Annotated in this window: 16 protein-coding genes; 3 read left to right on the plus strand and 13 right to left on the minus strand. The window is 69.9% G+C overall.

The window, feature by feature from the left end; translation table 11 throughout:
• Positions 1-20: 20 nt before the first annotated feature.
• Positions 21-2,609, minus strand: a complete 2,589-nt coding sequence (gene clpB, locus ASG17_RS01650; RefSeq protein WP_056098342.1) for an ATP-dependent chaperone ClpB — start codon at positions 2,607-2,609, stop codon at positions 21-23.
• Between the two features lie 279 nt (positions 2,610-2,888).
• Between clpB and ASG17_RS15100 the strand changes: the two genes are divergently transcribed.
• Positions 2,889-3,458 (plus strand): endonuclease domain-containing protein, encoded by a 570-nt coding sequence (locus ASG17_RS15100; RefSeq protein ID WP_082496051.1) that lies wholly within the window; start codon positions 2,889-2,891, stop codon positions 3,456-3,458.
• Here ASG17_RS15100 and ASG17_RS01655 read toward each other — a convergent pair.
• The 7 genes from ASG17_RS01655 to prmC form a co-directional block, all read right to left on the minus strand.
• Entirely contained in the window at positions 3,373-5,616 is a 2,244-nt protein-coding gene (locus tag ASG17_RS01655) for an outer membrane beta-barrel family protein (protein WP_056098344.1), read from the minus strand. The two genes, ASG17_RS15100 and ASG17_RS01655, sit on opposite strands and share 86 nt — an antisense overlap.
• Positions 5,617-5,767: 151 nt before the next feature.
• A complete protein-coding gene (locus ASG17_RS01660) occupies positions 5,768-6,520 on the minus strand; it encodes a DUF4893 domain-containing protein (protein ID WP_056098346.1) in 753 nt (250 codons plus the stop codon).
• Positions 6,521-6,598: 78 nt separating this feature from the next.
• On the minus strand, positions 6,599-7,801 hold the full coding sequence (locus ASG17_RS01665) for an NAD(P)/FAD-dependent oxidoreductase (RefSeq protein ID WP_200935017.1): 1,203 nt from the start codon (positions 7,799-7,801) through the stop codon (positions 6,599-6,601).
• Positions 7,791-8,441, minus strand: coding sequence for a DUF4893 domain-containing protein (locus ASG17_RS01670; protein WP_056098350.1), 651 nt, complete (start codon positions 8,439-8,441; stop codon positions 7,791-7,793). The genes ASG17_RS01665 and ASG17_RS01670 overlap by 11 nt, the downstream gene beginning before the upstream one ends.
• Positions 8,442-8,473: 32 nt before the next feature.
• Positions 8,474-9,775, minus strand: coding sequence for a response regulator (locus ASG17_RS01675; protein ID WP_056098352.1), 1,302 nt, complete (start codon positions 9,773-9,775; stop codon positions 8,474-8,476).
• Positions 9,776-9,870: 95 nt separating this feature from the next.
• The gene (locus ASG17_RS01680; RefSeq protein ID WP_056098353.1) at positions 9,871-10,839 is read right to left on the minus strand and encodes a DUF4167 domain-containing protein; all 969 of its coding nucleotides are present in this window, start codon (positions 10,837-10,839) and stop codon (positions 9,871-9,873) included.
• A 281-nt stretch (positions 10,840-11,120) separates the two neighbouring features.
• Positions 11,121-11,996 carry a peptide chain release factor N(5)-glutamine methyltransferase gene (prmC, locus tag ASG17_RS01685; protein ID WP_056098355.1) on the minus strand — a complete coding sequence of 292 codons (876 nt, stop codon included), beginning with the start codon at positions 11,994-11,996 and terminating at the stop codon, positions 11,121-11,123.
• A gap of 131 nt (positions 11,997-12,127) precedes the next feature.
• Here prmC and ASG17_RS01690 point away from each other — a divergent pair, with 131 nt between their 5' ends.
• Positions 12,128-13,390: a YihY/virulence factor BrkB family protein gene (locus ASG17_RS01690; RefSeq protein ID WP_082496053.1), complete on the plus strand. Its 1,263-nt coding sequence runs from the start codon at positions 12,128-12,130 to the stop codon at positions 13,388-13,390.
• 163 nt (positions 13,391-13,553) lie between these two features.
• Here ASG17_RS01690 and ASG17_RS01695 read toward each other — a convergent pair whose 3' ends face one another.
• From ASG17_RS01695 to ASG17_RS01715, 5 genes are all read right to left on the minus strand, one after another.
• On the minus strand, positions 13,554-14,375 hold the full coding sequence (locus ASG17_RS01695) for an enoyl-ACP reductase (protein ID WP_056098358.1): 822 nt from the start codon (positions 14,373-14,375) through the stop codon (positions 13,554-13,556).
• Between the two features lie 65 nt (positions 14,376-14,440).
• Complete coding sequence (locus tag ASG17_RS01700) at positions 14,441-14,767, minus strand: PilZ domain-containing protein (protein ID WP_056098360.1); 327 nt, start codon at positions 14,765-14,767, stop codon at positions 14,441-14,443.
• Between the two features lie 12 nt (positions 14,768-14,779).
• Positions 14,780-16,015 carry a beta-ketoacyl-ACP synthase I gene (gene fabB / locus ASG17_RS01705; RefSeq protein WP_056098362.1) on the minus strand — a complete coding sequence of 412 codons (1,236 nt, stop codon included), beginning with the start codon at positions 16,013-16,015 and terminating at the stop codon, positions 14,780-14,782.
• Between the two features lie 58 nt (positions 16,016-16,073).
• Positions 16,074-16,616 carry a 3-hydroxyacyl-[acyl-carrier-protein] dehydratase FabA gene (fabA, locus tag ASG17_RS01710; RefSeq protein WP_056098363.1) on the minus strand — a complete coding sequence of 181 codons (543 nt, stop codon included), beginning with the start codon at positions 16,614-16,616 and terminating at the stop codon, positions 16,074-16,076.
• Positions 16,617-16,720: 104 nt separating this feature from the next.
• The gene (locus ASG17_RS01715) at positions 16,721-17,278 is read right to left on the minus strand and encodes an SH3 domain-containing protein (RefSeq protein ID WP_235560331.1); all 558 of its coding nucleotides are present in this window, start codon (positions 17,276-17,278) and stop codon (positions 16,721-16,723) included.
• Between the two features lie 56 nt (positions 17,279-17,334).
• Between ASG17_RS01715 and ASG17_RS01720 the strand changes: the two genes are divergently transcribed.
• On the plus strand, positions 17,335-18,321 hold the full coding sequence (locus tag ASG17_RS01720; protein WP_056098365.1) for a D-glycerate dehydrogenase: 987 nt from the start codon (positions 17,335-17,337) through the stop codon (positions 18,319-18,321).
• The last annotated feature ends 6 nt before the right edge of the window (positions 18,322-18,327 follow it).

The raw sequence follows: 18,327 nt of genomic DNA on the forward strand, positions 1-18,327 counted from the left end.
CTGATCGCACCGACGAGCGCCTAATGCACCCGCGCCTTCCCGATCTCCAGCCCCTCCGACCCCGCTGACACCGCGATCACGCTCCCGTCCTCCAGCTCCCCCGCCAGCAGCTTCTTCGCCATGGGGTCGACCAGTTCCTTCTGGATCACGCGCTTCAGCGGGCGCGCGCCATACACCGGGTCGTAGCCCTTGTCGGCCAGCCAGGCGGCGGCGGTGTCGTCCAGGGACAGGGTCAGGCGGCGGTCGGCCATCAGCTTTTCCAGGCGGGCCAGCTGGATGCGGACGATGCCGGCCATCTGGTCGCGGCCGAGGCGGCGGAACAGGATGATCTCGTCGATGCGGTTCAGGAACTCGGGCCGGAAGTGGGCGCGGACCTGGTCCATGACGTAGGGGCGGACGGCTTCGACGTCGTCGCCCTCGCCCTGACCGGCCAGGGCCTCCGAGCCCAGGTTGGAGGTCAGGATGATCAAGGTGTTCTTGAAGTCGATGACGCGGCCCTGGCCGTCGGTCAGGCGGCCGTCGTCCAGCACCTGCAGCAGCACGTTGAAGACGTCGGGGTGGGCCTTTTCCACCTCGTCGAACAGGATCACCTGGTAGGGACGCCGGCGCACCGCCTCGGTCAGGGCGCCGCCCTCGTCATAGCCGACATAGCCCGGAGGGGCGCCGATCAGGCGGCTGACCGAGTGTTTCTCCATATACTCGCTCATGTCGATGCGGGTGATGGCCGCGTCGTCGTCGAACAGGAAGGCGGCCAGGGCCTTGGTCAGCTCGGTCTTGCCGACGCCCGTGGGGCCCAGGAACAGGAAGCTGCCCAGCGGCCGGTTGGGGTCGTTCAGGCCGGCGCGGGCGCGGCGCACCGCATCGGACACGGCGGCCAGCGCCGGGCCCTGGCCGACGACCCGGTTGGCCAGGGCGTCCTCCATGTGGAGCAGCTTTTCGCGCTCGCCCTCCAGCATCTTGTCGACGGGCACGCCGGTCCAGCGGGAGACGACCTGGGCGATCTGTTCGGCGTCGACGACCTCGGGGGTCAGGGGGCCGGATCCCTTGGTTTCGGCGGCCTCGGCCTCGGCCAGCTGGCGCTCGATCTGGGGGATCTGGCCGTAGGCGATCTCGGACGCGCGGCCCAGGTCGCCGGCGCGCTGGGCGTTGGCCAGCTCAATGCGCAGGCGGTCCAGGGTCTCGCGCAACTGGGCGCCCTGGCCGACCTTGTCCTTCTCGGCCTTCCAGCGCGTGGTCAGGTCGTGGGACTCGACCTCGAGGTCGCTGATTTCGTCCTCGAGCCGTTCCAGGCGGTTCTGGCTGGCGCTGTCGGTTTCCTTCTTCAGGGCCTCGCGCTCGATCTTCAGCTGGACCAGGCGGCGGTCGATTTCGTCCAGGGCCTCGGGCTTGGAGTCCACGGCCATCCGCACACGGCTGGCGGCCTCGTCGACCAGGTCGATGGCCTTGTCGGGCAGGAAGCGGTCGGTGATGTAGCGGTTCGACAAGGTCGCGGCCGCGACGATGGCGCTGTCGCTGATGCGGACGCCGTGGTGGACCTCGTACTTCTCCTTCAGGCCGCGCAGGATCGAGACCGTGTCCTCGACCGAGGGTTCGGCGACGAAGACCGGCTGGAAGCGGCGGGCCAGGGCGGCGTCCTTCTCGACGTGCTTGCGGTACTCGTCCAGCGTGGTGGCGCCGACGCAGTGCAGCTCGCCGCGCGCCAGGGCGGGCTTGAGCAGGTTGGAGGCGTCCATGGCGCCGTCGGATTTGCCGGCGCCGACCAGGGTGTGCATCTCGTCGATGAACAGGATGATCCCGCCCTCGGCGGCCGAGACCTCGTTCAGCACGGCCTTGAGCCGCTCCTCGAACTCGCCGCGGTATTTCGCGCCGGCGATCAGGCTGCCCATGTCCAGGGCCATGACGGTCTTGTCGCGCAAGGATTCGGGCACGTCGCCGTTGACGATGCGCAGGGCCAGGCCCTCGACGATGGCGGTCTTGCCGACGCCGGGCTCGCCGATCAGGACGGGGTTGTTCTTGGTCCGGCGGGCCAGGACCTGGATGGTGCGGCGGATCTCTTCGTCCCGGCCGATGACCGGGTCGATCTTGCCGTCGCGGGCGGCCAGCGTCAGGTCGCGGGCATAGCGTTTCAGGGCGTCGTAGCCGTCCTCGGCGCCGGCGCTGTCGGCCGTCTTGCCCTTGCGGACGTCGGCGATGGCGGCGTCCAGCTTGGCGGCGTCGACGCCGGCGGCCTTCAGCACGGTGGCGGCGACGCCGCCCTCGCGGGCAAGGGCGCTGAGCAGGCGTTCGGTGGTGACGAACTGGTCGCCGGCCTTTTTCGAGGCGGCTTCGGCGGCCGCGAAGACGCGGGCGGTGTCGCCGTCCAGATAGAGCTGGCCCGAGCCGCCGGAGACCTGGGCGCGTTTGGACAGGGCCGTCTCGACGTCCGTCTCGGCGCGCTTGGCGTCGCCACCGGCGGCGGTGATCAGGTTGCGGGCCAGGCCGTCGCGTTCCTCCAGCAGCACCTTCAGCAGATGCTCGGGCGCGAACTGCTGGTGACGGCGCGCGAGGGCCAGCGACTGGGCGGACTGGACCGCCTGTTTGGCGCGGTCGGAGTAGAGGTCGAGATTCAAGGCGTATCCCTCTGATGAGCAGATGTGGCCGACGCGCCCTCTGACGCAAGCAACGCGCCGCCGGTCAGGGATCAGGTGGGTGTGGCCGAATGGTCACGCAAGGGGTGATCAGATCCTCCACCGTGAAGCGTAGCGAAACGGGGGAGGGGGACCACGAAGTGGTGGAGGGGGCGGAAGCTGGGTGCCGTCTCGAGCAGTATATGTCGTGGACGCCCTCGCCCCCTCCACCGCAAGCGGTCCCCCTCCCCCGCTGCGCGGTGGAGGATCTATGGTGACGAGATGAGAGGTTCGATCGTAACACACAAACGCGCGCGGGCGTTGCGGCGGAAGATGACCTTGCCGGAGGTGTTGCTGTGGCAACGGCTGAAGGGGCGCGGCTTTCGCAAGCAGCATCCGTTGGAGCCGTACATTCTGGATTTCTTTCACGAAGCGACCAGTCAATGCTTCGAGGTGGATGGGCAGGATCATGACGAGGCGCATGACGTCAGGCGGGAAGCCTTCGTGGCCAGTCAGGGCATCAAGACAGTGCGGATTCCAGCAAAGGAAATCCTGAAGGACCCGGACGAGGTCGCCGAGTATGTGCTGACGCTGATCAGATCCTCCACCGTGAAGCGTAGCGAAACGGGGGAGGGGGACCGCGCGAAGCGGGGTGGAGGGGGCGGAAGCCGGGCGCCGTCTCATGCAGCAGAAGGCGCGGATGCCCTCGCCCCTCCACCACTTCGTGGTCCCCCTCCCCCGCCCAAGAGCGGTGGAGGATCTTGCGTTACTGCCCCTGCTGGCCGCCGGAGAAGTCGAACTGTTCCTGGCGGCGGGGGTTCACGGCGCCGAAGGTGTAGGTCAGGCCGATGAAGCCCATGCGGCCGCCGAACTTGCGTTCCGAGCGGTCGATGAAGGTCGGCGTCTCGTAGACGGTGGTGAAGCCGAAGTCGTCCAGCAGGTCCCGGACCGTGGCCTGCAGGGCCCATTTGTCGGTCAGCTTGCGACGATAGCCCAGATTGATCATGCCGCCGCCCTGACGCTCGCCCTGGGCCATCAGGGTGTCGCCGATGAAGAAGCCGGAGACCTGCAGGAAGTCGCGGTCGGTCGGCTGCCAGTTCAGCGAGGCGCGGGCGCTGTAGGCCGTGGCCGAGCGGTCATCGCCGCCCGCGATGCCGGCGGCGTCGATCTGCTGATAGAAGATGTTGGCGCTGGCGTTGTAACGCAGGGTCGAGGTGAAGCGGCCCGACGCCACCAGTTCCAGCCCGGTGTTGGTGGAGGCGCCCAGATTTTCGGGCCGCGTCAGGAAGACGCCGTCGCCCAGATCCGTGACCGTGTCGGTGAAGGCGCCCTTGGTGTCGCGGTAGTAGAGGGTGGCCTGGTAGAAGGTCTGGCCCTGGCGATGTTGCCAGGCGGCCTCGAAGGCGTCGGTGGTCTGAGGCTCCAGGTCCGGATTGCCCGAGTTCAGGTTCAGCGGATCCTGATACGAGATCGCGGGGTTGAGCTGGTTCAGGTCCGGCCGCTGGATGCGGCGGCTGTAGCTGAAGTTCAGGCTGTCGTTCTCGGTCAGCTGGTACTGGGCGTGCAGGGTCGGATAGAGGCGGAAATAGTCCTGCGAGGCGCGGTCGCCGGTCGTGACCTGCTCCACGTCGATATTGGCCTGTTCGGCGCGCAGGCCGAACTGGACGCCCCACTTCTCGCCGAACTTGCGCTCATAGGTGGCGTAGGCGGCGTGGACCGTCTGTTCCGCCTCGAACAGGTTGGTCGCGCTGGGCACGGGGACCAGGGCGCCGGGGGCGTCGCCGATCGAATAGGCGTTGTCCTGGGTGGGCCGGTCGATCTTCAGCTCATAGCCGAGGCGCAGCTTGCCGTCGTCCGACAGCGGCCGGACATAGGCGCTGGTGAAGCCGATGGTCTCGCTCTCGCTGGTGTTGTTGAGCCGCTGATAGGTCGGGTCGGCGGCGGGCGTGAGGTAGGTCAGGGTCGACAGGCTGTCGATGTCGAAGCTGCCAGCGTCGTAGCGGATCTCGTTCGACCACTCGTGCCCCTGGTCGTCGAACTGGCGCAGGACGCGGGCGGTGGCGCCCCAGTTGGAGCCCTCGAAACCGCCCGAGCCGTCGCGGCGGTAGCGGGTGACCACCGCGCCCGAAGCGTCCTCGGCCTCGAAGGTCTCCAGGCTGACGCCGTCGTTGATCTGGAAGCGGCTGGCGCGCAGTTCGCCGGTCAGCTGGGTCTTGTCGTCCAGCCGGTATTCGGCCGTGAAGCGGGCGTTGCCGCTGTCGAAGGCGCCGGAGTTCAGCTGGGTCTGGCGGCTGGGCAGGAAGTCACCCGTGTCCTCGTCCAGGGTCTCGCGGGTGCGGAACAGGTTCTGTTCGCCCACGTCATGACGCAGGCCGATGTCGCCCGACAGGGTCAGCTTGTCGCGCTGCCAGCTCATGTTGGCGCCGGCGTTCCAGCGGCCTTCGGCGCCGACGTTGGCGCGGATGGAGCCGGAGTAGACGCTGCCCGGCTTCACGGCCGTGGGCTTGGTGATCAGGTTAATGACGCCGCCCGAACCCTCCGGGCTGTAGGCGGCGGACGGGTTGGTCATGACCTCGATGCGCGCATACTGGTCGGCCGGCAGCTGCAGCACGGCGTTGGCGCGGCTCTGGCCGGCGAAGATGGCCGAGGGGCGGCCGTCGACCAGGATGGTGACATTGCTGTCGCCGCGCAGGGAGACGTTGCCGGACGGGTCGACGTCGACCGAGGGGATGTTGCGCAGGGCGTCGGCCAGGGCGCCGGTCTGGGCCTGGACGTCGTCGGCCAGGCTATAGCTGACGGCGTCGATCGAGGCGCGGACGGTGGACTGGGTCGCGGTGACGACGACGTCCTCGACGGTCGATTCCTCCTCGGGCGCGGCCTCGTCGGGCGTCTGGGGTGCGGGCGCTTCGTCGGTCTGGGCGGGGGCCGGGGCGGGAACGTCCTGCGCGAAGGCGGGACCCGAGACAAGCGCGAGCGCCGAGGCGGCCAGAAGCAGCGAACGATACGACATAGAGATATCCCCGGGCGCGCTTGGTGCGCCTGGCGCTCAGGTAACAGCCGACAGGGTTCAGACCGAGTTACTTCCGCTTCATGTTGATGACAGTTCCCCTGGGCGGGAGAGGTTCATCAACGCCCGGGCAGCCCTGGATGCCGATCCTCCGCTAGCGGACGATCTCCATCAGCTCCAGCTTGGCTTCCTGTTTCGGCCACGGGAGAACGAGGCGCCAGCGGCTCTCGCCGATGCGTTCCAGCACGCCGATCTGATCGCGCTCGGGCATCTGGCCGTAGGCGGGGTACCCCGCCTCGTCGGCGCCCCAAGCCTGGGCCCCGACATAGACCAGCTGACGGTCCGTGTGCGGATAGAGCAGCCCGCGCGTGCGCTGTGAGCCCGTGGTCTTGGTCAGAACCAGGTCGCCGCCGGGCGTCAGTTCGATCGAGCAGCGGAAGGCGGGATATTGCACATAGGCCAGGCCCCCGGCGCCCTCGCCCATGGTCCCCAGCTTGATGGTGCGGCAGCGATAGGTTCCCGGCGGCGGCTGCAGGCGGCCGGGCAGGCCGGCGTTGGGATCGACCAGCGGGCCGAGGGCTTCGACCTGGCTGGAGAAGCCGGCGTCTTCGGCCTGGGCGCGGGCCAGGCGCCACGCCTGATCCAGACGGCCCAGGCGGGCCGCGTCGTCCGGGCTGGCGACCGAGCGCCAGTCCGACGCGCCGCCCTGCTCGCCCGGCGTCGGCGCGGACGGCGCAGGGACTGGCGCGGGGTCGGCGGAGGCCTCTGGCGCGGACTGGCCGGGAACGCCCTGGGCGGGCTCTGAGACGGCGGGCGACTGTTCCGCCGGGCTGTTCGGGCGATTGTCGCCACAGGCGGCCGTTGCCAGAACGGCGAGGCTGGCGAAGGCTAGGGCGTGACGCGGCATGGGGGCGCTCCGGCTAAGTCGAGTGTTCGACAACGGCCGGGCGGCGGGAGCGTTCACCGTAGCCCTCCCCAAACGACCTCATCGCCCTGCGCGCGGATCCAGCAGCAGGCCCGAAACGACGGCGGCCAGCAGGCGCGCGGCGCCGGGGGCGCGGGCGACAGGACCCAGGACATGGTCGCGGACCCAGGGCAGGACGCGGCCGTCGGATTGATAGAAGGGCGTGAAGCCGAGACTGAGCGCCTGATAGAGGCGGATGTGCCAGCGACGGCGACGGGCGTAGGCGCCGAGCGCGGCGTCGAGGTCGCTGTGGGCGATCAGGCTGTCGGCCAGGGCGGCGGCGTCCAGCAGACCCATGTTCACGCCCTGGCCCAGCTGGGGGCTGGTGGAATGGGCGGCGTCGCCGATGACGGCGAGGCGCGGGCCGACCGGGCGGGCCAGGGTGTGGTGGCCGTAGCGCGCGAGCGTCAGCTGGTCCGGCTCGGTGATCGTCTCGAGGAGGGGCGCGGTCTCGGGCCAGAGGGACAGGACCTCGGCCTTCCACGCGTCGAGACCGGCCGCGATCCAGGCGGGGTGGTCTTCGGCCTTCAGGCTCCAGAAGAAGCAGGCGAGCGGTTCGGGGGCTTCGGGGCGGCGGCCGATGGGCAGGACGCCGATCATCTTCTCCGCGCCCCGGTAAACCTGTTGCAGGGCGGCGGGGTCGAAGGGGGCGCCCGGCCAGGGAACGGTGGCCCAAAGGGCCCCATACTTCAGGTCGAGCCGGCGAGCGCCGAGCGCCTTTGCGATAGGTGAACGGGCGCCCGAGGCGTCGATGACCAGATCGAAGCCGGCGCTGGTGGAGCCGTCGTCGCGGATCAGGCGGCCGTTGTCGGCGCCGGTGACGCACCAATCGGTCTCGAAGGTCACGCCTGCATCGAGGCTGGCCTGATGCAGGACGTGGAACAGGGCGGCGCGGTGAACGCCGAGGGACTGGCGGGGGCGGGCCAGGTCGCTGTAGCGGACGTCGAGCACCACGCGACCATTTGGATGGGGGCCGGTCGGACGGGCGCGGCCGATGATGTGGTCGATGGGCTGGGCGAGGTGGGCGACGGCCTCGGTCAGGTTCAGGCTGTCGAGGACCGACAGGCCGGTCGGCTGCAGCATGAAGCCGGCGCCGACGGGTTTCGGCTGATCGAACCGCTCATGGACGACGACGCGGCGGCCGTGGCGCGCCAGCATCAGGGCGACGGCGAGGCCCGATGGACCGGCGCCGACGACCGCGATGTCCTGAATCTCAGGCGGCAGGGACCAGCTCGATCAGGTCGAGATTGCTCTCGTTCTGCGGCCAGGGCAGGACCAGGCGCCAGCGACGATCGTCAATGCGCTCGACGATGGCGACGAGATCGCGTTCCGGCCGCTGGCCGTAGGAGTTGGCGGCGGGCTCAGAGGCCAAGGCCATCGACCCCAGCATCACCATGTGGCGGGCGTTCTCGGGGAACAGCAGGCCGGCCGGGCGCTGAGAGCCCGTCAACTTCGTGAAGCGCAGGCCGCGCGGCGTCTGTTCGATACGGCAGGCGAACCAGCCATAGACGACGTAGCCGAGGCCCTGCTCGCCGCCCTGCGAGCCCAGTTTGACGGTGCGGCAGCGATAGTCGCCGGCGGGCGGCGTGACGTTGGCGCGTCCGGCGTCCGGGTCGATCAGGTCGCCCAGGCTGTTCAGATCGCCCGAGCCCTGAAGGCGGCGGGCCTGTTCCAGCGCCAGCGTCCAGGCGGCGTCGACGCGCTGGTATCGGTCGCGGTCGTTGGCGGTGATGACGCCGCGCCAGTCCATCAGGACCTGACCCGGCTGGGTCGGCGGCGGCGGAGCCGGCGGCGTGGAGGCGCAGGCCGCCAGGGTGGCGGCGCAGGCGACGATCAGGATGCGGGATCGGACAGGACGGCGCATGGCCGTCTAAAGGCCGCGCGGGGCGGCCGAGGTCAAGCCGCTTCCTCCAGGCCGCCCGCCTCCTGGCCGATCAGGGGCGCCAGAGCCAGGGCCAGGGCGTCGGCCAGGGCGGCGATGTCCAGCGGCTTGGCCAGGTAGTCGACGAAGCCAGCCTCCAGTCCGCGGCGTCGGTCGTCGGCCAGGGCGCGGGCGGACAGGGCCAGTACCGGCGTGTCCTGGGTCAGCGGCTCCTGCGCCAGGCGGCGACGCAGCTCGAAACCGTCCATGCCGGGCAGGTTGATGTCCGTCAGGACGACGTCGGGGCGCAGGTCACGGGCCAAGGCCAGACCCTGAAAGCCGTCCTCCGCGACGTGGAGGCTCAGCTGCGGTCCGATCAGGCCGAGCACCCGCCGCATCAGAGCGATGTTGGAAGCGTTGTCCTCGACATAGAGCAGGGTCGCGGCCGGCAGGGTGCGAGGGGGCGCCGGAACGATGCGCGGCAGGTCCGGGGCGGCCTGTGCGACAGGCAGGGTCAGGGTGAAGGTGGATCCCTCGCCCGGGCGGCTGACGGCGTGCAGGTCGCCCTCCATGGCCTGCGCCAGGGCGCGGCCGACCGCCAGCCCGGCCCCCGATCCGGGCCCGGCGGCGTCGCTGAAGGGCTGGAACAGGTCCGCCATGCGGTCGTCGGGCACGCCCAGGCCGGTGTCGTGCACGCAGACGACGGCGCAGCCCTGCTGGGCGCGGACCTCGACATAGACGGCGCCGCCGGGGCGGTTCGTGGCGATGGCGTTGGCGACCAGGGTCATCAGCAGTTGGCGCAGGCGGCTTCGGTCTGCGCGGACGACGGGGCCGGCGCCGGGCTTGGGCGCGTTCAGGATGACGCCCGCGGCCTCGGCCTCGGGCCGCAGCCGGTCGCAGACCTGCCGGGCAATCAGGCGAGGATCGACGCGCTCGGGCGCCAAGGGCAACACGCCCGCCTGCAACCGCGCGAGATCAGACACCTCGTCCAGCAGCGACAGCAGCGCGCGGCCGGACGCTAGGATCTGGTCCACGGCCTGGGCCTGACGGACGGTCAGAGGCTCCTGGGCCCGGTTCAGGCGCATCAGCTCGGAAAAGCCGATGACCGCGTTCAGCGGCGTGCGCGCCTCGACCGCCAGTCCGGAGACGAGCGCGGCGGCGTCGTGATCGGCGCCCACGCGGCGCTCCAGCGCCGCTTCCGCCGCCGCCAGCCGGTTTTCCAGATCCCAGGCGCGAGCGGCGGCGGGATGCGGCGCGGTGCGCGCCTTCAACCAAAGACGCAGGCCCGCGAACCCGGTGGCCAGGATTGCGCTGAGCAGAAGCAGGATCAGTTGCATGGACCATGTTCCCCGAAATGAGGATGCACGGTGGCACGCGTCGGTTGCCGAAAGTTGAACAAATCGCGCAAAGGTTGCGCGGCGTATTCCTGGTCTTAGGCTTCCGTATCGGCGGCGGCCGCGCGGCGACGTGGGGCGCGGGTGCGCTTCGGCGCCTCCTCGACCGGCTCGCCCGGAGTCGCGTCTTCGGCGGTTTCCGAGGCGGTCGCTTCGGCCGCCGGCTTGCGCGTCGCGCGGCTGGGCCGCGTCAGGAAGCCGGGCAGGGCGTCGCCGTCGGTCGTCTCCACGGGCGTGGGTGCGGGCGCGCTTTCGGCGACGGTCTCCGCCGGCTGTTCGGCGTCGGCGCCGCCGATCTCGCCGTCGTCGTCCCGACGATAGCGCTCGTCACGGCGACGTTCCCAGCGTTCGCGGCGGGTCTCGCGGCGGCCGCCCTCGCGGGGCTCGCCATCGGCGCGCGGTTCGCCGCCCTGGCCCTGGCTCTGGCCGTCGCCCTGAGGCTGCGCAGCGCGCGGCTCACGAGCCTCGCGCGGTTCGCGGTTCTGATAGTCGCGGTTCTGATAGTCCCGGTCGCGATCCCGGGGCTGATCGCGGTTCTGGTCGCGATTCTGGGTCTCGCCGCGCTCGGACTGTTCGGCCTGACGCTGGGCGCGTTCGGCCTCGTACTGGGCCTGACGTTCGGCGGCCTGCTGGGCGGCCAGGAAGGCGGCGGCCTGGGCGCCGCTCTCGTCCTCGAAGTCGATGTCGAAGCCCTGGTTGGACAGTTCGCGCTGAGCGATCTCGCTGACCGGGCGGGCCGGCTGCAGGGCGCGCAGGACGCGGAAATAGTGCTCGGCGTGCTGGAGATAGTTCTCGGCCAGAACGCGGTCGCCGCCGGACGTCGCGTCGCGCGCCAGCTGCATGTAGCGCTCATAGACGGTCTGGGCGTTGCCCCGGACCTTGATGTTCTCGGGGCCCTGGGAGTCCCACGAACGGTTCGGATTGGCGCTGTTGGCGTTGCCGCCGTTGCCGCCGCCGGGCTTGCGATTGCGCCCGCGCTGCCGCTTCATGCCCTTGAAATCTCTCATCGAGGCTACCGTCGCTTCTTGCCTGGGAGGCCCGACCGGCTCGCCTTGAGCCTGGTCGCGCCAGAGTGTTTCCGCTGCATCCGGGGCCGATCCCCGGGGTCACTGGTCGGAAAAGCCGTCGCCGCCGCCGAACGGTCCGCCCGGACCTGAAGCCCGAAGCCGTCGTTCGGCCCCACACGCGAAGCATCGGACAGGTCCGAAACGGCGCTAGAGTTGGGGAGACGCCCAAGACTTAGCGCGCCCCGAGGCGCTTTCCAAGGGAAGTTTTCCGCGAAGCCTCATCAGGCCGGGATCGGATTGGTCCGGGGATCGGGGCCGTTGGTGACGACGCGGTCGCGGTCGCCCAGGTCCTTGACGACGATGACGTCGCTGAAGCCGGCCGCCTCGAACAGCGCCTTGACCGCCGCACCCTGGTCCCAGCCGATCTCGACCGCGAAGGTTCCGCCCGGCTTCAGGATGCGTGCGACTTCCGGGGCCAGGTCGCGGTAGGCCTTGAGGCCGTCCTCGCCGCCGTCCAGCGCCAGATGCGGATCGTGCTCGCGCACCTCGGGATCCAGGCCGGCGATGTCGCCCGTCGGAATGTAGGGCGGGTTGGAGACGACCAGGTCGAAGCTGTGGTCGGCGAAACCGGCGCCCCAGTCGGTGCGGATGAAGGTGCAACGACCGTTCAGATCCAGATTGGCGGCGTTCTCGCGCGCCACGGCCAGGGCCTCGGTCGAGATGTCGGTGCCGACGCCCCGCGCGCCCCAGCGCTCGCTGAGGGCGGCCAGCAGGATGGCGCCCGAGCCGGTGCCCATGTCGATCATCTCGAACGCGCGCTCGGGCGGGAAGGCCAGCAGGATGACGTCCAGCAGGGTCTCGGTGTCCGGCCGGGGGCTGAGGACGTCGGGGGTGACGTTCAGGAAAATCTTCCAGAAGCCCTTTCGGCCCAGGATGCGCGACACCGGTTCGCGCTTCAGCCGGCGCTCGACAAAGGCCTCGTATGCGGCGCTCTGCTCGGGGCTGAGGGGGCGGTAGGGGTCGGTGATGATGTCGGTGCGCGAGACGCCGGCGGCCGCCTCCAGCAACAGGCGGGCGTCGATCGACGGGCTGTCGATGCGGGCGTCCTTGAGGCGGCCTTGCGCGCCCTTCCAGGCGGTCAGCAGGGTGTCGGACATGGGCGGCCTCCGGGCAGGCGGAAACGGCGGGGGGCCGTCCGGTCGGCGCCTCTCCTGCCTGACGACACCGAACCGGGCAAGATCAGGCGGTCGGCGGGAACGTCCCCGCCAGCTTCGCCGTTAGCCCCTCCATGCCCTCATACCGTTTTCGTCCAAAGACCCTGACGCCCCGCCGGAGCGCCGGAAACGGCGGGCTGTGGGCCTTGGGCGCCGCCATCGTGGGTGGCTTGGCGGCCGGCGGCGCCGCGGCGCACCTGCTGTACAGCCAGGGGCACAAGTACGGCGTGGAGCTGAGGCCCAGGCGGCCTGACCTGCTGCCGCCCCGCCCGGCGACACCGGAGGATTTCGACGCCAAGGATCCGGGTCGCGGGCGGCTGGCGACGCGTCCGCATCACATTCCGCACAAGGGATGGGGCGACATCCTGTGGCGGACCGGCGCGGCGTATTTCGGGGACCGCGTCGGCTTCGTGGCCGGCGGCGTGACCTTCTTCACCGTGCTGTCGCTGTTCCCGACCCTGGGCGCCTTTGTCACCATCTACGGGCTGTTCGCCGACCCGGCCGATGCGTGGGGCCGGCTGGCCTTTCTCTATTCGGTGCTGCCGTCCAACGTGGCCGCGTTCCTGGGTGACGAGATGGCCCGGCTGGCGGCCAATGGCCGGGGCCAGCTGACCTTCACCCTGATCTGGACCCTGATGCTGTCGCTGTGGTCGGCCAACGGGGCGATCAAGACGCTCTTCTACGGCCTGAACGTCGCCTATCACGAGGTCGAGAAGCGCAACCTGGTCCACTACAACCTGATCTGTCTGGCCTTCACCCTGACGGGTCTGATCGGCGTGCTGATCTGCGCCGGGCTGGTGGTCGGTCTGCCCATCCTGCTCGGACTGGTCGGCCTGGCCGAGGAGTGGGGCGACCTGGCGGTCTTCCGGTGGCCGGTGCTGTTCATCGGCTACGTCGGAGCGCTGACAGTTATCTATCGCTTCGGACCGTGCCGCCAGCGCGCGCGCTGGCGCTGGCTGACGCCCGGCGCCCTGACCGCGGCGGCGCTCAGCGTCGCGGTGTCGTTGCTGTTCAGCTGGTACCTGGCGACCTTCGTGCGGGTGGACAGTTTCGGTCCGCTCGCGGCCGTGATGGGCTTCCTGCTGTGGACCTGGATTTCGGTTCAGATCGTCCTGATGGGGGCGGAGCTGAACGCCGAGATCGAGCACCAGACAGCGCTGGACACCACGACCGGTTCGCCCAAGGCCATCGGCGAGCGCGGCGCCGTGGTGGCCGACACGGTCGGACCGCGTCGCGGCAACCCGGCGGCCCTGGCCTTCACGCTGAAACACGCGGAGGCGGCAGCCGAACGTGTGCTGAGGCGCAAGGCGGCCAGCGCCCCGGACCAGCCGGTCTAGCGATCCTTCTTCCTTCGGGGGAGAAGGCGGCTCGCGTTAGCGAGACGGATGAGGGGGACGCCTGAAACGCGTAATCGGCCAGTTGGGGTGTGCGCTGAAACCGCCCCCTCAACCGGCCGGCTTCGCCGCCCACCTTCTCCCCCGAGGGGAGAAGGACGCAAAATTACGCTTCCTCATCTCCCGCCAGGCCCATCATGTGGAAGCCGGCGTCGACGTGGATGACCTCGCCGGTGGTCGACAGGCCCAGATCCGAGCACAGCCACAGGGCGGCGCCGGCGACGCCTTCCATCGAGGTGTCTTCCTTCATGGCGCTCATGGCGCGGCCTTGGGCGATCATGCCCCGGCCGCCCGAAATGCCGGCCAGCGACAGGGTGCGCATCGCGCCGGCCGAGATCGCGTTGACGCGGATGCCCTTGGGCCCCAGGTCGCGGGCGATGTAGCGGGTCGCGGCTTCCAGCCCGGCCTTGGCCACACCCATGGTATTGTAGTTCGGGATGGCCCGCTCGGCGCCCAGATAGGTCATGGTGATCATGGAGCCGCCGTTCGGCATCAGCTTGGACGCGCGCTTGGCCACGTCGACGAAGCTGAAGACCGAGATGTTCATGGCCAGGAGGAAGCTGTCGCGCGTGGTGTTGTCCACGAACGAACCCTGCAGCTCGTTCTTGTTGGCGAAGGCGACCGAGTGGACGACGAAGTCGATCGTGCCGAAGGTCTTTTCGATCTCGGCGAATGCGGCGTCCATCGAGGTGTCGTCGGTGACGTCGGCCGGAACGATCAGCTTGGCTCCGACGCTTTCGGCCAGCGGGCGAACGCGGCGCTCCAGCCCTTCGCCGAGGTAGGTGAAGGCCAGCTCTGCGCCCTGCGCGGCCAGCTGCTGGGCGATGCCCCAGGCGATGGAGTTGGCGTTGGCGACGCCGAGGATCAGGCCCTTCTTGCCCTTCATCAACTCGCCCTTGGGCATGGTCCAGGCGGATTCGGCGGCCATCGGTTCAGTCTCCTCGTAGAATCGCGGTCTTTCTGGACGCCAACGCCCTGACGGGCAAGCTCGACCTAGCGCCCGCCGGCGCGGATCCAGGCGTCACGGGCGGCGGCGAGGCGGTGGGGGACCAGGCCTCGCAGCGGCGCGCGGGCGCCGCGCCGCCCGCCGATCTCGGCTTCGCGCCGCCAGGCGATGGCGACCTCGTCCGCGAACCCGTCCACGATGTCGATGACCTGGACGGCGTCGGGCAAGCCGACGCGGCGGTCCAGCCGGATGCGGACCCCGCCGTTCGATTCATCGGTGATCAGACAGGCGACTTCCAGCCCCGGGGCGACCACGACGGCGCGTCGGTTGGCGGGACGGCGCGGCTCGCTGCGGCGGTCTTCGAACAGGGGCACGCGGGTGCGCCCTTACAGATCGGCCCTGGACAGGATCAGCGTGCCGTTGGTGCCGCCGAATCCGAACGAGTTGGACATGGCGGTGGTGAAGGCGCCGTCGCGGCGTTCCCGCAGGATCGGCATGCCCTCGAAGGCGGGGTCCAGCGTCTCGATGTGGGCGCTCTCGGCCATGAAGCCGGCGTCCATCATCAGCAGGGTGTAGATCGCCTCCTGCGCGCCCGCCGCGCCCAGGCTGTGACCGGTCAGGGACTTGGTCGAGGAGATGGCCGGCATGGCGTCGCCGAAGACGGCGCGGACGCCCTCCATCTCCTTCAGGTCGCCGACGGGCGTCGAGGTGCCGTGCGGGTTCAGATAGTCGATCGTGCGGCCGCCGGCCTGGGCCAGGGCGATCTTCATGCAGCGCTGGGCGCCCTCGCCGGACGGGGCGACCATGTCGTAGCCGTCCGAGTTGGCGCCGTAGCCGACGATCTCGGCGTAGATTCTGGCGCCGCGCGCCTTGGCGCGTTCGTATTCCTCGACCACCACGATGCCGGCGCCGCCGGCGATGACGAAGCCGTCGCGCGCCGCGTCATAGGCGCGCGAGGCGACCGAGGGCGTGTCGTTATAGTCGGACGACATGGCGCCCATGGCGTCGAACAGGTTGGACATCGACCAGTCGATGTCCTCGCAGCCGCCGGCGAAGACGACGTCCTGCTTGCCCAGTTGGATCTGCTCCATGGCCGCGCCGATGCAGTGGGCGCTGGTCGCGCAGGCGCTGGAGATCGAATAGTTGACGCCGCGCATCTGGAACCAGGTCGACAAGACGGCCGACGGCCCCGACGCCATCACCTTGGGCACCGCGAACGGGCCGACGCGCTTGGGCGACATCTTCTCCATGGTGGTCTGGGCCGCCTGGAGGATGATCTGGGTCGAGGGGCCGCCTTCGCCGACGATCAGGCCGATGCGGTCGTCCTTGATCTCATCCGCGGTCATGCCGCTGTCGGCCAGGGCCTGTTCGAAGGCGATGTGGGCCCAGGCCGTGCCGTTGGCCAGGAAACGGGCCGCGCGGCGGTCCACCAGCGGGGCCCAGTCCTCGGCCGTCACGCCCATCGACGGCGGCGCCCAGACCTGCGAGCGGAAGCCGTATTTGATGTGATCCGGGGCGGCGACCACGCCCGAGCGGGCGTTGCGCAGCGACTCGGTGACCTCCGCGGCGTCCTTGCCGATGGAGGAGACGATGCCCAGACCGGTGATGACGACGCGACGCATGGTGTTTCCTTGTATACGCAATGGTCCCCGGGTTGGCCCCGGATGAACGCGGCTCTTCCTAGCCCCCGACGGGCTCGGCCGCGCCTTCTTGCGCGCCGAACAGGCCGACGCGCATGTCGTTGCAGGTGTAGATAGTCACGCCGTCGGCTTCCAGCACCCCATCGGCGATGCCCATGACCAGTTTGCGATTGATGACCCGCTTCAGGTCGATCTTGTAGACCACCTTCTTGACGTCCGGGGTGACCTGGCCGGTGAACTTGACGTCGCCGACGCCCAGGGCGCGGCCGCGGCCGGGACCGCCGATCCAGCCCAGATAGAAGCCGACCAGCTGCCACATGGCGTCCAGGCCCAGGCAGCCCGGCATGACCGGGTCGCCGATGAAGTGGCACTGAAAGAACCAGAGGTCCGGGTGGATATCCAGCTCGGCCTCGACATAGCCCTTGCCGTGCGCGCCGCCGTCACTGTTGATCTGGGTGATCCGGTCGAACATCAGCATCGGCGGGGCCGGAAGCTGGGCGTTGCCCGGGCCGAACAGCTCGCCGCGGCCCGAGGCCAGCAGGGCTGCGTGATCGAAGGACGAGGGGAAACGGGATTGGCTCACGCGCGCTCCGGGGGCGGAGCCGGACCGAAGGCGGCCCGGCGATGTGGCCCGCGCGTTACACCACCGATCCTATCGGCTCAACACCTGTGGCGTCTGCGAAGCGTCTATCCCGCAGCGCGGCGGGCGTCGCACAAGGGGCGTTCGGCGGTTCCGAAGACGCTGTCGGCGCGGACCCAGCCCCGGACCTTGCGCGCCTGGACGCGGCACCAGCCGTCCTTGCAGCTGTCGAGCGCGACGATGGAGCGGGGCTGCAGGCGCGCGCGCAGGCTGGCCATGTCCGAGCGGCCGGTGCGGACCCCCAGTTCGGTGGTCTCGGGGTTGAAGACCGAACGGCGGCCGGATGCGACGGTGCGGTGGATCCAGGCGATGGAGCCGTCGGGGTCGCAGATCTTTCGCCACTCGCGCGTCTCGGCGATGACCTGAACCGGCAGGTGTTTGGCGCGGTATTGCCACAGGATGCGGTAGTCCATGCCCGGCCCCTGGCGGGCCGAGACTGTGTCGGACTTCAGGCTGATCCAGCGCGGGACTTCCAGACCCGTCGGGGTCGGACGGTCGCCGGGCATGACGGTCCCGGCGCTCGCCAGGACCGCGCCCGCGACCACGAGCGCCACCGTCAGGGGGCGGCGCAGGCTTTTGAAGCTGGCGGCGGCTTTGCTAGACACCCGGACGACCCGTCGCACGCGGGACGACGCGCGCCCCTTTCAGACCAAGGCCCGATATGTCCGCCCGCAGGCTTAAAGTCGTATTAACCAGACGCCTGCCCGACGCGGTCGAGACGCGGATGCGCGAGCTGTTCGACGCCGAGCTGAACCTGACCGACCGTGCGATGGATCGCGCCGCGCTGGAGGCGGCGGTTCAGAAGGCCGAGGTTCTGGTCCCGACCATCACGGACACGATCGACGCGGCCCTGATCGAGGGGGCGGGCGAGCAGCTTAAGATGATCGCCAACTTCGGCGCCGGGGTGGATCACATCGACGTCGATGCGGCGGTGGCGCGGGGGATCATCGTCACCAATACGCCGGGCGTCCTGACCGAGGACACGGCGGACCTGGCCATGAGCCTGATCCTGACGGTCAGCCGCCGGATCGTGGAGGGGGCCAACGTCCTGGCCGCCGGCGGGTTCGAGGGTTGGAGCCCGACGTGGATGTGTGGGCGCAAGCTGTGGGGCAAGCGGCTGGGCATCGTCGGCATGGGCCGCATCGGCCAGGCGCTGGCCCGCCGCGCCAAGGCCTTCGGCCTCCAGGTGCACTATCATAACCGCAAGCCCGTTCCGGACATGGTCGCCGAGGAGCTGGGCGCGACCTATTGGGACGATCTGGACCAGATGCTGGGGCGGGTGGACATCGTCTCGCTGAACGCCCCGGCGACGGCGACGACGCGGCATCTGCTGGACGCGCGGCGGCTGGGGCTGCTGCAGCCGCACTGCATCGTCATCAACACGGCGCGCGGCGACCTGATCGACGAGGCGGCGCTGGCCGAGGCGGTGGCGCAGCGGCGGCTGGGCGGCGTGGGCCTGGACGTGTTCGAGCACGAGCCGGCGGTGCATCCGGGCCTGCTGAACCAGCCGAACGTGGTGCTGTTGCCCCACCTGGGCTCGGCGACGATCGAGGCGCGCCAGGACATGGGCGACCGAGTCATCCTGAACGTCATGACCTACCAGAACGGACACCGGCCGCCGGACCGGGTCATTCCGGCGATGTTCTGAGCGCAC

This window comes from Brevundimonas sp. Leaf363, from assembly GCF_001424025.1.
Lineage (GTDB): Bacteria > Pseudomonadota > Alphaproteobacteria > Caulobacterales > Caulobacteraceae > Brevundimonas.